Origin of the sequence: Mesorhizobium sp. M0968, assembly GCF_040319065.1 — a bacterium.
Lineage (GTDB): Bacteria > Pseudomonadota > Alphaproteobacteria > Rhizobiales > Rhizobiaceae > Mesorhizobium.
The window spans coordinates 314748-328529 of record NZ_JAMYNL010000004.1 but is presented as its reverse complement, the minus strand read 5'-3'; the positions used below and the strand labels follow the sequence as shown (position 1 = coordinate 328529).

Sequence of the window (13782 nt, the reverse complement as noted above, 5' to 3'; positions counted from 1 at the left end):
TTGAGGGGTGGACATGATGTCGACAATTGATCTTAATAACAAGTTGTTTAGCGCCCGATTCTTAGTAAGTGGATCGGCCATAAGGCAATATCCGCTGATATTGGGTGACGCAAGTCCTGAAAAATCTCTTGAGGAATACATCAAAAATAGAGGCGGCGAAAAACTGCATCCTTTCGCGTCTATGATGACCAAGAGCAGCGTTCTGTCGATTCAAGAAGAGCAGATCGTGATAACGATTTCTGATGACCCTGTGGAGGGTGCCATGCGCCTTTCGCCAGCCTTCCTGGCGGGGCCGAGCGCAGGTCGAGGTCGAGGCAGGGGCAGAGGGCGCGGACGAGGACGGGGACGCGGCAGGGGGCAAACGGCTTTCGAAACTGGCGAGGAGGCTTTGCCGGCGTGGCACGACAAGCGTGCCTTGCACAGGATCGGACTAAGCGTCGCCAACAAATATCTCGGTGCGATCTGGGAGGACATTCTTATCGATCCCCCGCCCGGACCTTCAGAGAGCCTCAGGGAGACAGAAGCGCTTATCGATCTGCAGAAGAGGAGGGAAGGTGACCCGCTGCGGCGCGAGGAGATCGTCCGCCAGGCATCGTTCGGGATTTTGGACTACACGGCGCCGCTCGGAATAGACACTCTCGCGGGCTTCGAGGGGACATGCGCATTGATCGTTGCGATCCTCGAACTCACGGAGGAGATCGGGCTCAACTACAAAGATCGATTCAACCGGCCACGGCCCAACATCATTGAGCCGAGGCTGCGGCCGGCGCTTCCGGTTCCCTCGCACGCTTCCTACCCGTCCAACCATTCATTTCAGTCATTTGCAGTGGCGAACGTTCTGCAACGGATGCTGCCCGAGCACGCCGGCGTAACCGCGGTTTATGAGCGCGCCCGCCGGGTGGCCGAGAACAGGGAATGGGCCGGGCTGCACTACGCCAGCGACACCGATGCCGGCGAGGAACTGGCTGCGCGCATTTCTCCGTACTTGGTGGACGCGATGGATGAAACGATCCGACGCGCCCAGAGCGAATGGTAGGTGGGTGCCATGATGGACGACATCAAGAAGGGCGAAGGCCATCTTTGTTATGACTGGTATCACTACCTGTGGCACCTGATCGCAATCGGCGCCTTACGCGATCGTCCGCGCATCCCTGAAGCGCGGTTGCCGCACGAGGCCGCATACCTGCTGGAGGCCGACGCCTGGGATTTGTTGGGTACTGACAAGCCCGGTTACGGCGAGGTCATTGCCCAGATCGATACGGGAGTGAACTCAAGCCATCCCAATCTCGAGCCTCGTATCCTTTCTGCGGTCAGCTTCGCCGCTCACCCTTTCGGGTTGAGTTACGTCACACCCAGGCAGCAACCGCTCGTCTTGCGAGGGCCGGAAAAAAAGCAGAGCAAGAGCTTTGTGGGCGACGATACCTGGGCGTGGGCGGCAAGCCTGATCAAATCGAGGAACAATGCGCAGGAAGTCGAGGTTCAGAAATCGCTGCTTCGAGCACTGAAAGATGGGCGCGGCGTAATTCAGGAGACTGCTGAGACCTCGCGTATGCGCTACTCAGCGCACGGGACCGCCTGCGCTGGGCTGATGGTCGGCGCCCCTGCGGCCCCGCCCACGAAGTTGAGGCAATTTAGCAACGGTGAAGGCGCAATACCTTATTGGGGGGTCGCCCCAGGCGCTGAACTCCTGCCGATCGAGATTTCAGCACGGCCCGACGCAGCGCAGCTCATTCTGGCGTTCCTCTATGCCCGCGACCAGAAGGTTTCAGTCATACACTTTCCCCGGGAAGTACCCGATCCATGGCGAGCGCACCGTTCCTATCCTGGATATGGCGACAGCAGATATACTTCGGTCGAACAGGCAAAGCCAATTTGGGATTATTTCGAGACGCTTTTCGAGGCGATCAGCGAGGAAATCCCCATCATCTGCGCAGCCGGCAACGATGGCTACGACCATCTGATTTACCCGGCGAGCAAGGCCGGCGAAAGCAATGGCGTGGTTGCGGTGGCGGCCGCCACTTATCGGGCGAGACGTTCAGCATATTCCAACTACAGCGGCGATCCGACCGACAATTCCGTCACCATTTCCGCGCCGTCCGACGACCAGGAGGTGTGTACACGCTGCCAAATACGACTGGACCGTGAGTCGCTGCGTTCACGTGACCACAATTTCGAGATCTACGAGAAGCTCCCCCAGGTTGAATACGCGCCGCAGGGCGTGCTCACCACGGACATCCCGGGCCACCACGGCTATTCCGGCGGACAGCTGGAAGGGATCCAGCCACCGCGCGTCGAAAGCAGAGACCGCGCCGGGCTCTACACAGTATTTGGCGGAACATCTGCAGCCTCGGCCATCGTCGCGGGAGCAGCCGCTTTGTTGCAGTCGAAACATCGCTCCGCCGGTAGGCCGCTCAACGGCATAGAGGTTAAGGCGAAGATGACCCAGTCAGGCGCAAAGGAGGTTTCATGGCCTTGGCTTGAAGCTGACGTTCCGATTCTACCGGACAGCCCTAATTGCGAGAGAAGGGTGCCTTCGTTCGATCAGCAGTTTGGAGCGGGGCTGCTTGACCTCCGTAAGTTGCTGAGCTGAGGGTCCCGCCGAATTTTGACTAAAAGGTCGGCTGCAAGCCGCCAAAGCCGGGCCCGAATGGATTTCTGACGTAATTCTGACGTGCCCGCCACGGCGGGCTTACGATCCGCCTACGCCGTCCAGTCATATTCGAGCGACATTTGAACCGCTCGGGGGCCGGACTCCAATGCATCCGATCACTGCCTATACGAATCCACAGACTGACCGCGTGCTCCCGTCATTCGGCATGGGTGAAACGAAATTCCAGCGCGCCATCGCCACGATCATGTTTACCGACGTGGAGGACTCGACCGGCTTGGCGAGCGCGCTTGGCCTGATCGAAACCACGCGGTTCATGATCGAGCACTTCACGTTGACCCGCCAGGTCGTGGTGGCCAATGGGGGGATCGTTCAAAACTTTACAGGCGACGGCGTGCTAGCTCTCTGGCTGGGGAGCGAAATGACGTCCAGCGAAACGGCGCTAAAGGCGCTGGCCGCCGTCGCGGAACTGGTACCGGAAATCTCGCTCGGCAACGCTTGGAAGCGTTCAATGGGCTCCCTGTCGCGCCGCATCAGGATCGGCTTACACTCCGGCGAGGTGATGTTCGTCAACGATCGCCAGCGGGATTTCTCTTTTCTGGTCGGCTCGGAGGTAAATTTCGCCCGCCACGTCGAGCAGGCTGGCAAGAGGGAGAATGGCGCAGGCGTCGATGCGCTGGTGATGGTCAGCGGTGCGACCCTCCACCTTGCTGGCTTGGCGACTGCATCGATCGACCCCTACAAGCTTGTGCGGCTAACCCCCGCCGAACTGGCTCATCGCCAGTCGGTCGACTGGCGTCGACCGTGTTCGCGAAGCGGAACTATGGCGGGTGCAAATGTCGGCCTTTGAGGCGTTAGCTGACGTTGAACCTACTTCGGCCAAATAGCGGCTCCTGGCGCTGGTTGCTCGTTTCCTGTCAATAACCGACGCGGCATGAAACCACTCACGCCCGCTTACGACGTCAAGCGCCAGCCTTTTCGACCGTCAGCCCTTTCGCCTGCGCATCAGTGCCTCGAGCTCGGCGTCGCCGCCTTCCGGCAGCATCAGCCGCACGTGCGCGTAGAGGTCGCCGTGACCGCCGGCCTTTTCCGGCAGGCCCCTGCCCTTCAGCCGCAGAACCTTGTCCGAGCTCGACCAAGGGGGAACGTTGACCGCAATCCTGCCGGTCGGGGTTTCGACCGCCACCTTGGCGCCATGCACCGCATCGGCCAGTTCCACCGGCAGGTCGACATGCAGGTCGCGGCCCTCGACGCGGTAGCGCGGGTGCCGGCGGAAACGGATTTTAACCAGCGCATCGCCCGGCTGCCCCGGTCCTTGCTCACCCTGGCCTTTCAACCGGATGGTCTGGCCGTCCTCGACATAGGCCGGCAACTTGACCGCCATCTTGCGGCCGTCGGGGAACATCGCCGTCACTTTCTCGGCGGTTGCGGCCTCCTCGATGGTGACGTCCAGCGTCACGTTGAGGTCGGCTGCGGTCGGCATCCGGCGGCCGGCGCCCATGCCGGAACCGCGCTGCTGGCTGAAAGCATCGCCGAAGATCTGGCTGAAGATGTCGCTGTTGCCGTCGAACGGGTCACCACCGGGACGGCCCGTGCGGAATTCGAAATGCGCGCCGCCCGGCCCTTGCTGCCGGCGGAAACCGGCGAAAGGATCGGCGCCGCCGGCCGCACTCTCGAAACCCTGAAACCGCGGTTTGCCTTCGGCGTCGATCTCACCGCGATCGAAAGCCGCCCGGTTCTTCTCGTCGCCGACGATCTCGTAAGCCTGATTGGCGGCGGCAAAACGCTCCTTTGCCTTGGGATCCGGATTCTGGTCCGGATGATACTTCTTGGCGAGCTTCCGGTACGCCGATTTTATGTCCTTGGCCGATGCGTTCTTGGCAACGCCCAGCACCTCATAGGGGTCGCGCATGCTTACTGCCCTGGAGAAGGAGTGGTTCCATGATCGCCTCCTATATGCGCTTGCATAGGAAGAAATTCCAGTGGCTTACCGCTATATAGCCGGCGGAAAATCAGAGCGCCTTGAAGTCCTGCATTCGCCAGGCGCTGCCGCCGGCCAGGCATACTTCGCCTTTGAACAGCGCGACGCCGTCGAAGCTCTCGCGCGACGCGGTGAAGCGACGGCATGTCTCACCGTTAGCCCTGAATTCTGCGAGCTCGGTGATGGAGCCGCGCGAGCCGGTGTCGGCATTCGCCCAGGGAATGGCCTGCCCGGCCAGTTGCTCGACGTCGGCGGAGGACACGGCGTTGCGGATCGTAGCCTGGTCGGAAGCGCGGTCCTGATCGAGCGGCGTGACTGAGGCCGGCGTGCTCGAGGTCAGTATCGAGCGGTCCACCTCCGCCTGCTCCAGGCTGAAGCCGCCCCCGCCACAGGCGGCAAGCGGCAGGATGATTGTCACGATCATGGCTTTGGCGCTGGCCGAAGCGATAACGCTCCATTGCCCACTGTCAAAAGCTTGCGCGATACGCGACAATCGGCAATCTCCCCAGCCGGCGACAAATTTGGGAAAACTATGAGCGAAACCGGGTTAACAAGCGGTGACTTTACCGAGGCGGCGGAGCCGTTCCGGCTTTTTGCGGCGTGGCTCGACGACGCTACGAAGAGCGAGATCAACGACCCCAACAGCGTGGCGCTGGCGACGGTCGATGCCGAGGGCATGCCGAATGTCCGCATGGTGCTGCTCAAGGGGTTCGATGAGGGTGGCTTTGTCTTCTACACGAATTTCGAGAGCGCCAAGGGCCGCGAGATCCTTGGCAGCATGAAAGCAGCGATGTGCTTCCACTGGAAATCTCTGCGCCGGCAGGTGCGGGCGCGGGGGCCGGTGGAGATTGTCACCGACGCCGAAGCCGATGCCTATTATGCGACGCGTCCGCGCGGCAGCCGCATCGGCGCCTGGGCCTCCAAGCAGTCGCGGCCGCTGGAAAGCCGCTTCGCGCTGGAAAAGGCGGTTGCCGAATATACGGCGCGCCACGCGATCGGCGAGATCCCGCGGCCAAAACACTGGTCGGGCTTTCGCATCGTGCCGCAGAGCATCGAGTTCTGGCACGACCGTCCGTTCCGGCTGCACGACCGTGTCGTGTTTTCGCGCAACGCCGAGGGCGGCTGGGACAAAATGAGGCTTTATCCGTAGGGCACGACGGTGGAGCGCCGATCTCCCCCTTGTGGGCCCTTGTGGGGCAGATCGGCAGCTTCCGCACCGGCGCCCATTTTTTCAGCCCTTCTTCCTGGTCATGAAGGCGGCCAAGGCCGGGCCGCTTCTGCCGGATTTCCAATTCCCACGATCACGATCTCGTGTGCGTGAAACGTTCCAACTTGCCGGAACGAACCAGGAAAGGGCTCAACGCGCCGCTGGCGCAAATTCAGGAGGAAACAATGCATTCACTCAGGTTGGTCACGCTGGCCGGTCTTGCCTGCCTTTTCGCTTCGCAAGCCTTTGCGGAGGACGCGATGGGGACAATGACGGTGATGAAGGGTGGGGAGGTCATGGCGATCATGCCCGATGGGCATATGGGCACCATGATGCCCGACGCGAAGATGAGCGCCGAAATGATGAAAATGGCGAAACCGATCAAGCATTGCATGATGTTGATGACCGACGCCAAAGGCAAGACGTTCATGATCGACACGTCTTCGGCAAAGGCCCAGGCCGAATGTAAAAAAATGGCGATGTGACAAAGAGATCATGGCAAGAAAACCCGCCGGTTGCTGCCGGCGGGTCCACGATGCGAGACAAGGCCAGAAGGTCTAGGCCTTCTTCCTGGTCATGAAGGCCGTCAAGGCTGCGCGGGCCTCGTCGGATTTGAGCCGCTCGCGGAAATGCTGGCTTTCCTGGCCGATGCGCTCGACAAGGGCGTCGCGCGAGCCGCGCATCAGGTCGCGCGCGATCTTCAGCGCTTGCGGCGGTTTGGCAGCGATCTGGCCCGCCGCCGCCAATACCGATGCTTCGAGTGCCTCTTCCTCGACCACCTCATAGATCAGCCCGGCGGCCTTCGCGCGCTCGGCCGAAAAGCCCTCGCCGAGGCCAAGCAGCGCGAAGGCGCCTTGGCGGCCGAGGATCTGCGGCGCGAGCAGGCTCGATCCTGCCTCCGGCACAAGGCCGAGATCGACGAAGGGCGTTCGGAATAGTGTGCGCCGCGTGGCGAACGTCAGGTCGCAATGCAGGTTGAGCGTGGTGCCGATACCGACGGCAATGCCGTCGACGCCGGAAACCATCGGCTTTTCCACCTTGGCCAGCGCCATCAGGAAATCCCGGACCTCGGAACCGCCTTCGCCGCCCGAGGCGACGACCATGAAATCGGCAAGGTCGTTGCCGGACGAGAAGGCACCGGGGACGCCGAGAAAGACATGGACGCGGATCGCCGGATCGGCGTCGCCGCCGGCAAGAGCCGCCGACATCGTCGCGTACATGGCGCGGGTCAGGGCGTTCTTCTTGTCCGGACGGTTCATGCGGATGATCTGGATGGCGCCCTGGCGCTCGACGAGGATGTGCTCTGTCACGGATTGGTCCTTTGTGAATTTCGGGCCTTTGTGAATTTCGGCGCGTGCGAACGTCAGGCTGAAATCAGCGCCTTGCCGGCAACGGCAAGGCTGTCGGCGCCGCCGACGACGCGCTCCTTCAGCGCGCCCACTTCGCCAAGCAGGTTCTCGGCGAAGAACCGGCAAAGCGCGATACGGTTTTGGTCGGCAAGCCCGCCGCGCGCCAGATAGGCCCCGCCCGCGGCAAGCGAGATCAGCGTGAGATAGGGTGTGGCGCCGGCCAGCGCCTCGTCCGAACGGCCTTCGGCCTGCAGGTCTTGCAGCAAACGGGTTGCCTGGGAGAGCTCGTCGAGCGCCTGGTCGAGGCGATCGGCGGTCCGGCCGAAGCCTTCAAGGTTCGACGCTCGCACCGCATCGGCGACGGCCTTGAGTTCGGCGATGTAGCCATGCACATGCCGGCCGCCGCCGAGCGGCAGCTTGCGTGTCACCAGATCGATCGCCTGGATGCCATTGGTGCCTTCGTAAATGGGCGCGATGCGCGCGTCGCGATAAAGTGCTGCGGCCCCTGTCTCCTCGATGAACCCCATGCCGCCATGCACCTGCAGCCCAAGCGAGGCGACCTCGACGCCGACGTCGGTCGAAAAGGCCTTGGCCAGCGGCGTCAACAGATTGGCGCGTTCCTGCCAGTGCTTTGCATCTTCGCTCTGCGACGCAAGATCGATGGCGTGGGCGCAGGAATAGCAGATGGCACGGGCAATCTGGGTCAGCGCCTTCATGGTCAGGAGACTGCGCTGGATGTCGGGGTGATGCACGATCGGCGCCATGCCGGCACCGCGATAGCTCGCCGCCTTGCCTTGGCGGCGATCGTTTGCATAGGCGAGCGCCTTCTGCGTCGCCGCCTCGGCGACCGCGACACCCTGAATGCCGACGGCAAGGCGCGCATTATTCATCATGGTGAACATGCAGGCGAGGCCCTTGTTCTCCCCGCCGACCAGCCAGCCGATCGCGCCGGGCGCGGTGCCTTCGAAGCCATCGCCATAAATCATCGTGCAGGTCGGCGAAGCGTGGATGCCCAGTTTGTGCTCCAGCCCGGAGCAGAAGACGTCGTTGCGCCTGCCCAGCGCGCCATCGTCTCCGACCAGGAATTTCGGCACCAGGAACAACGACAGGCCGCGCGTGCCGGCCGGCGCGTCCGGCAGCCGCGCCAGCACCATATGGATGATGTTGTCGGTGAAATCGTGCTCGCCATAGGTGATGAATATCTTTTGCCCGAAGATGCGGTAGGTGCCGTCGCCGGCCGGTTCGGCGCGGGTTCGCAAGGCATTCAGGTCCGAGCCTGCCTGCGGCTCGGTCAGGTTCATGGTGCCCATCCATTCGCCGGAGACCAGCTTTTCCAGATATTTGGCCTTGAGTGCCTGCGAGCCATGCTTGTCGAGTGCTTCGACCGCGGCCATGGTCAGCGTCGGGGCGATGCCGAACGCCATCGAGGCGGAGTTCCACATTTCGAGCGCGGCGACGCCGAGCATGGCCGGCAGCGCCTGGCCGCCATACGCTTCAGGCGCGGACAGCGCATTCCAGCCGCCGCCGATCCAGCGGCGATAAAGTTCCTTCCAGCCGGGCGGGGTGGTGACGGCAGCGCCGTCGAGCACCGCGCCTTGCTGGTCGCCGATCTTGTAGAGCGGCGCCACCTCCTCACTGGCGAAGCGGCCGGCCTCGGCCAGAATGGCGTCGACGAGGTCCTCGCCGAGTTCGCCAAAGATGCCGGTATCGAGCGCCGGCTTCAAGCCGGCGACATGCTTCAGGGTGAAGGCGATCTCCTCGACCGGTGCCCGATACATGGCGCTCGCTCCTCCTCTGTCCGGCTCTCCTCAGTCCGGCAGGTCAACTCAAGATCCGTGCCGACGCTCCCCGTCCACCTCGTTTTACGTAAACGTCAAACTTTGTCACGCGGATTTTGCAGTTGCTGGCTCGTCTGCAAAATTATTTAGAGCCGGACGACGCACTTGATTTGTACGGCTATTTCCCGTACAAGGCAGTATCAGGGGTGACGATAATGCCAAACCAACAGACCCGCACCGCCCGTCTCGAAGCCCGTATTTCGCCGGATATGCTGGACGTGGTGAAACGTGCCGCCGAAATCCAGGGCCGCAGCGTCAGCGACTTCGTGGTCGCCGCCGCTCAAGAGGCGGCCCAGCGTACTATCGAGAACACCACCATCATGCGTATCTCCATCGAAGATCAGCGCGCCATGATGGAGGCGATTCTCAATCCGCCCGAGCCTAATGAGGCACTGCGCAAAGCTGCCGACGCCCACAAACGGCTGGTCGTCGAAACCCGGTGACTTTCGCCGTCATTATCGAACCGCTCGGCGGATCGCATGATCGCAAGGCGTTCAGCTGCGGGGTACCGGCGCTCGACCGCTACATTCGGGAGCAAGCCAGCCAGGATGTCAAACGCCGAGTCGGCAATTGCTTCGTTGCCGTGGATCGCGATGGCGGCGCGATCGCCGGATATTACACTTTGGCGGCGTCGAGCATACCAATCGCGTCCTTGCCTGACGAACAGACAAAACATCTGCCACGCTACCCGGTTCTGCCCGCGATATTGGTCGGCAGGCTGGCCGTCGATGCCCGATACCAGCGGCGGCGGGTCGGGTCGGCGCTGATCGTGGATGCGCTACGACGTAGCGTTAGCGCTGCCCCAGCAGCCTTCGCGTTGATTGTCGATGCCAAGGATGACCAGGCGGTCGCGTATTATCGCAGGCATGGCTTCACCTCGTTTCAGAGCCGCCCGCTATCACTGTTCCTGCCCATAGCAACAGCGTTGAAGCTATTTGGCTGACAATCGCAACCATCGCTTTGCTCTTGAGGAGCACCAAGGATCGCTTCGCCAGCGCTCCAACTCGCCCACTCGGCACCCGAAGCATTTCCTTAACCATGGCGGTTCAGGATTTGGCTTTGGCCAGCAAGGATCTGCTGTTTGAAAACGCCGGCGCGCCCCCTTGTCCGCTCAGCGCTTCTCCTTGTCGCGGCCGCGATGACCCTGATGCTGACGCCGGCAAAGGCCTCGGATTTCTCCGAACCGTGGAAGGATGCCGACCGGGCGCTGGTCGTCGACGCCTACGAATACAATTCCATCGACTGGACCAGGCTTGCCACCGACAAGCGTCTTGTCGGCTTCATCAACAAGGCATCCGACGGAATGCCGCCACCCTATTTCTGTTTCGGCGACGAGACCGAGACGCGGCTGTGCAAGACGCTTTGGAAGCGCCATGCGGTGGCGCGTGAGCTGTTCCAGACGCGCAAGGTTGTGGCCAAGGCGCTTGGCTTGAAATGGGGCGCCTATCACCTCGCCCGCCCCGGCAACCCGGTCGGCCAGGCCAATCATTTCATCGAGTTCGCCGAACCCGGGCCGGACGACCTGCTTGCCCTCGACATCGAGGACGACGACCCGACGCAGTGGATGTCGCTGGACGACGCCGAAGAATTCGTCCGCCAGGTGCATCGGCGGCTTGGCCGCTTTCCGGTGCTCTACACCAACGGCACGACCGCCCGGCACATCGCCGACAACAGATACAAATACCAGCTGCTGTCGCGGCTGCCGCTGTGGTATGCGCGCTACAAGCCCGACATCGGCGTGCATTTTCCGATGGGCAACTGGCAGGGTTATGCGCTCTGGCAGTTTTCGGCGCGAGCAAATTGCGGCCGGTTCCGCTGCCCTTACAGGGTCGCGGGCACACCCAACGATATCGACGTCAGCGTCGCGCCGATGAACGCCACGGAATTGAGCGCGCAGTGGCCGTTCGGCGGCCTGATCGACGTGCAGCCGGATTATCTCACCTCGATACCGGTGCCGCTCTCACGCGAGGCGGGGCTCGCCGGCGGCACCATCACTTACGCCAGCGTGACGCCAGCAAGCTTCGAGGAGATGGTCGCGGTATTCAGGGCGCGCCTGGCCAGGTTCAGCAGCGGCTTTCAAATGGCTGCGGTGAAGGCGGCGCCGGCCCTGCCGCGCGGGATTGCCGAATATGTCGCCTGGACGCGAAACGAAAAGCGTGCGGCATCGGTGCCAGGATTTGTCTCCACCGCCGATGCGGTCAGCAGCGTCTCGACCGAATTCGACCACGGCTTGCGCTGAGGCCGAAGGCCGCCCGAGCATCAGTCCGCCTGCTCGCGCGCCACCGCCAGCCAGCCAATGTCGCGGCGGCAAAAGCCTTGCGGCCAGTCGATCCGCTCGAGCGCGGCGTAAGCCTTCTTCTGCGCCTCGCCGACCGTGCGGCCGGTCGCCGTGATGTTGAGCACGCGACCGCCATTGGCGACGAGTGCGCCGCCGTTGATGGCGGTGCCGGCATGAAATATCTCGACGCCCTCACCCGCCGCCGCCTCGACGCCGCGGATGACCGAGCCCCTTTCCGGCGTGCCGGGATAACCCCTGGCTGCCATCACCACGGTGAGCGCCGCCTCGTCGCGCCAGCGCACCGAGGTGTGCGCCAGCTGGCCGTCGGCTGCTGCGTTGAGCAGGACGAGCAGATCGTCCTTCAGCCGCATCATCAGCACCTGGCATTCCGGGTCGCCGAAACGGGTGTTGTATTCGATCAGCTTCGGCCCGCTGTCAGTGATCATCAGCCCAGCAAACAGCACGCCGGAAAACGGAGCGCCTGTTTCAGCCATGCCGCGCATGGTCGGCTCGACGATCTCGCGCATGGTTCGGTCGATCATTTCCGGCGTCATCACCGGCGCCGGCGAATAGGCGCCCATGCCGCCGGTGTTCGGGCCGGTGTCGCCGTCACTGAGGCGCTTGTGGTCCTGCGCGGTGCCGAAGGGCAGCGCGGTGGTGCCGTCGCACAGGCAGAAGAAACTTGCTTCTTCGCCGACGAGAAACTCCTCGACCACCACTTCCGCGCCGGCCTGGCCGAAGGAACCGTCAAAACAGGCGTCGAGCGCGGCCAGCGCCTCATCAAGCGTCATGGCGACGGTGACGCCCTTGCCGGCAGCGAGGCCGTCGGCCTTGATGACGATCGGCGCACCCGTCTTCTCGACATAGGTCCTGGCCGAAGCCAGATCGTCGAAGCGGCCATAGGCGGCGGTCGGGATGCCGTATCTGGCGCAGAGGTCCTTGGTGAAACCTTTCGAGCCTTCCAGCCGTGCCGCTGCCTTTGACGGTCCGAAGACGCGGATGCCCTCGGCGCGCAGGTCGTCGGCAATGCCGGCGACCAGCGGCCCTTCCGGCCCGACCACGACGAGGCCTATTTCATTCTCGAGGCAAAACCGGGCAACCGCCGTGTGATCCGCAATATCGAGCCTCACCAGCTCGGCTTCGCGGCCGATGCCCGGATTGCCTGGCACCGCGTAGAGTTTGGTCAGCAGCGGCGACGCCGCGATCTTCCAGGCAAGCGCATGCTCTCGTCCGCCGGAGCCGATCAGCAAAACACGCATGCCCAGATTCCTTGCCATTTCACGACCAGGACTGCGCTATTGCGCCGCGCGCGACGGGTCAAGACATTTGGCTGCCGAAGCGCCGATTGCGCGTGGCGAGCGTGCGGGGGCTGCTTGACGCTTGACGGCATTCGCCTCTGCTGCCACTCCAGCAAAATGGAAACCGTCCAGTCGAAAGCGGCCCAGGGCCGCGTCGCCGATGCGCCGAGCGGCCACTGGGTCTATCGCGTGCTGCCGCGGCGGTTGTGGCCCTATGCGCAGCTTGCCCGGTGGGACCGGCCGATCGGCTGGCAATTGCTGCTGTGGCCATGCTGGTGGTCGGCTGCGCTTGCCGCGAGCGCCTATCCGCGTCCGACGGACCCGCTTCTCTCTCTGCTGCCGTCGCCGTGGTATCTGCTGCTGTTTTTTCTTGGCGCCTTCGCCATGCGCGGCGCCGGCTGCACCTACAATGATTTGGTCGACGAGGACATCGACAACCAGGTGGAACGCACGCGCTCGCGGCCGCTGCCGGCCGGCAAGGTCACGCGCCGGCAGGCCTGGATGTTTGTTGTCGTGCAGGCACTGGTCGGCCTTGCCGTGCTTTTGCAGTTCAACAGCTTCGCCATCTTGCTCGGCATCGGCTCGCTGGTCATCGTCGCCGTCTACCCGTTCATGAAGCGGTACACCAATTGGCCGCAACTCGTTCTCGGCCTTGCCTTTTCCTGGGGAGCGCTGATGGGATGGGCGGTCGAGTTCGGCGATCTCGATGGGCCGGCAATCATGCTCTATATCGGCTCGATCCTGTGGGTGATCGGCTATGACACGATCTATGCGCATCAGGACAAGGAAGACGACGCCATCGTCGGCGTGCGCTCGACGGCGCGCCTGTTCGGCGACAATACCAAGGCTTGGCTGGCCGGGCTTTATGGCGGGGCGCTGGTCTGCTTCGCCATCGCCTTTGCCTCGGCACAGGCACCGGTGCCTGCACTTGCCGGGCTGATCGCCGCCGGCGCGCATCTGGCGCGGCAGATCGGCGTGCTCGACATCGACGATCCGGACCAGTGCCTGAGACTGTTCAGATCGAACAACCAGGTCGGCTGGCTGATCTTCCTCGGCCTGATCGGCGGCGCGGTCTGGGTGGCGCTGAAGCCGCTGGTTTAAGAGCCAGCGGTATCGATTCGGCAGCTGCGGAATCGACCTTTCTCCAACTGCTTATGCCGCCCCTCATCGCCCTGCCGGGCACTTCTCCCGGTATAGTGACGAGGAGAAGCACGCCTTCGCAA

At 62.9% G+C, this 13782-nt stretch carries 14 protein-coding genes; 9 read left to right on the top strand and 5 right to left on the bottom strand.

Annotated features, from left to right (window positions below):
* Window positions 1–13: 13 nt before the first annotated feature.
* The 3 genes from NKH67_RS09515 to NKH67_RS09505 all read left to right on the top strand — a co-directional run bounded on the left by NKH67_RS09515 (window position 14) and on the right by NKH67_RS09505 (window position 3458).
* Entirely contained in the window at window positions 14–1036 is a 1023-nt protein-coding gene (locus NKH67_RS09515) for a phosphatase PAP2 family protein (protein WP_352449905.1), read from the top strand.
* A 9-nt stretch (window positions 1037–1045) separates the two neighbouring features.
* Window positions 1046–2590 (top strand): S8 family peptidase, encoded by a 1545-nt coding sequence (locus tag NKH67_RS09510; RefSeq protein WP_352470668.1) that lies wholly within the window; start codon window positions 1046–1048, stop codon window positions 2588–2590.
* A gap of 166 nt (window positions 2591–2756) precedes the next feature.
* The gene (locus NKH67_RS09505; protein WP_352470669.1) at window positions 2757–3458 is read left to right on the top strand and encodes an adenylate/guanylate cyclase domain-containing protein; all 702 of its coding nucleotides are present in this window, start codon (window positions 2757–2759) and stop codon (window positions 3456–3458) included.
* A gap of 135 nt (window positions 3459–3593) precedes the next feature.
* Here the strand turns inward: NKH67_RS09505 and NKH67_RS09500 are convergent, their stop codons facing one another.
* Together NKH67_RS09500 and NKH67_RS09495 are read right to left on the bottom strand one after the other, a co-directional pair.
* Window positions 3594–4520, bottom strand: a complete 927-nt coding sequence (locus NKH67_RS09500; protein ID WP_352540107.1) for a DnaJ C-terminal domain-containing protein — start codon at window positions 4518–4520, stop codon at window positions 3594–3596.
* 100 nt (window positions 4521–4620) lie between these two features.
* Window positions 4621–5082, bottom strand: coding sequence for an RT0821/Lpp0805 family surface protein (locus NKH67_RS09495; RefSeq protein WP_352470671.1), 462 nt, complete (start codon window positions 5080–5082; stop codon window positions 4621–4623).
* Window positions 5083–5121: 39 nt separating this feature from the next.
* On the opposite strand from NKH67_RS09495, the gene pdxH reads away from it, so the two are divergent.
* Both pdxH and NKH67_RS09485 read left to right on the top strand, forming a co-directional pair.
* Window positions 5122–5739, top strand: coding sequence for a pyridoxamine 5'-phosphate oxidase (gene pdxH, locus NKH67_RS09490; RefSeq protein WP_352470672.1), 618 nt, complete (start codon window positions 5122–5124; stop codon window positions 5737–5739).
* A 257-nt stretch (window positions 5740–5996) separates the two neighbouring features.
* A complete protein-coding gene (locus NKH67_RS09485) occupies window positions 5997–6281 on the top strand; it encodes a hypothetical protein (RefSeq protein ID WP_352470673.1) in 285 nt (94 codons plus the stop codon).
* Between the two features lie 72 nt (window positions 6282–6353).
* Here NKH67_RS09485 and NKH67_RS09480 read toward each other — a convergent pair whose 3' ends face one another.
* Window positions 6354–7106 (bottom strand): crotonase/enoyl-CoA hydratase family protein, encoded by a 753-nt coding sequence (locus NKH67_RS09480; protein ID WP_352969352.1) that lies wholly within the window; start codon window positions 7104–7106, stop codon window positions 6354–6356.
* Window positions 7107–7159: 53 nt separating this feature from the next.
* Entirely contained in the window at window positions 7160–8923 is a 1764-nt protein-coding gene (locus NKH67_RS09475) for an acyl-CoA dehydrogenase family protein (protein WP_352969354.1), read from the bottom strand.
* A 122-nt stretch (window positions 8924–9045) separates the two neighbouring features.
* Here NKH67_RS09475 and NKH67_RS09470 point away from each other — a divergent pair, with 122 nt between their 5' ends.
* The 3 genes from NKH67_RS09470 (at window position 9046) to NKH67_RS09460 (ending at window position 11222) form a co-directional block, all read left to right on the top strand.
* Complete coding sequence (locus NKH67_RS09470; protein ID WP_352501975.1) at window positions 9046–9426, top strand: type II toxin-antitoxin system TacA family antitoxin; 381 nt, start codon at window positions 9046–9048, stop codon at window positions 9424–9426.
* The gene (locus tag NKH67_RS09465; protein WP_352501976.1) at window positions 9423–9926 is read left to right on the top strand and encodes a GNAT family N-acetyltransferase; all 504 of its coding nucleotides are present in this window, start codon (window positions 9423–9425) and stop codon (window positions 9924–9926) included. Before NKH67_RS09470 ends, NKH67_RS09465 begins: the two co-directional genes overlap by 4 nt.
* A gap of 138 nt (window positions 9927–10064) precedes the next feature.
* A complete protein-coding gene (locus NKH67_RS09460; RefSeq protein ID WP_502893730.1) occupies window positions 10065–11222 on the top strand; it encodes a glycoside hydrolase family 25 protein in 1158 nt (385 codons plus the stop codon).
* A gap of 20 nt (window positions 11223–11242) precedes the next feature.
* Here the strand turns inward: NKH67_RS09460 and purD are convergent, their stop codons facing one another.
* Window positions 11243–12520, bottom strand: coding sequence for a phosphoribosylamine--glycine ligase (gene purD, locus NKH67_RS09455; protein WP_353030675.1), 1278 nt, complete (start codon window positions 12518–12520; stop codon window positions 11243–11245).
* A gap of 156 nt (window positions 12521–12676) precedes the next feature.
* Between purD and ubiA the strand changes: the two genes are divergently transcribed.
* Window positions 12677–13660, top strand: coding sequence for a 4-hydroxybenzoate octaprenyltransferase (gene ubiA, locus NKH67_RS09450; protein ID WP_352748796.1), 984 nt, complete (start codon window positions 12677–12679; stop codon window positions 13658–13660).
* Window positions 13661–13782 lie beyond the last annotated feature (122 nt).

Coding starts and splice junctions, on each gene's coding strand:
- NKH67_RS09515 (WP_352449905.1), top strand. CDS start 14: ATGATGTCGACAATTGATCTTAATAACAAGTTGTTTAGCGCCCGATTC.
- ubiA (WP_352748796.1), top strand. CDS start 12,677: ATGGAAACCGTCCAGTCGAAAGCGGCCCAGGGCCGCGTCGCCGATGCG.
- NKH67_RS09500 (WP_352540107.1), bottom strand. CDS start 4,520: ATGCGCGACCCCTATGAGGTGCTGGGCGTTGCCAAGAACGCATCGGCC.
- NKH67_RS09505 (WP_352470669.1), top strand. CDS start 2,757: ATGCATCCGATCACTGCCTATACGAATCCACAGACTGACCGCGTGCTC.
- pdxH (WP_352470672.1), top strand. CDS start 5,122: ATGAGCGAAACCGGGTTAACAAGCGGTGACTTTACCGAGGCGGCGGAG.
- NKH67_RS09510 (WP_352470668.1), top strand. CDS start 1,046: ATGATGGACGACATCAAGAAGGGCGAAGGCCATCTTTGTTATGACTGG.
- purD (WP_353030675.1), bottom strand. CDS start 12,520: ATGCGTGTTTTGCTGATCGGCTCCGGCGGACGAGAGCATGCGCTTGCC.
- NKH67_RS09475 (WP_352969354.1), bottom strand. CDS start 8,923: ATGTATCGGGCACCGGTCGAGGAGATCGCCTTCACCCTGAAGCATGTC.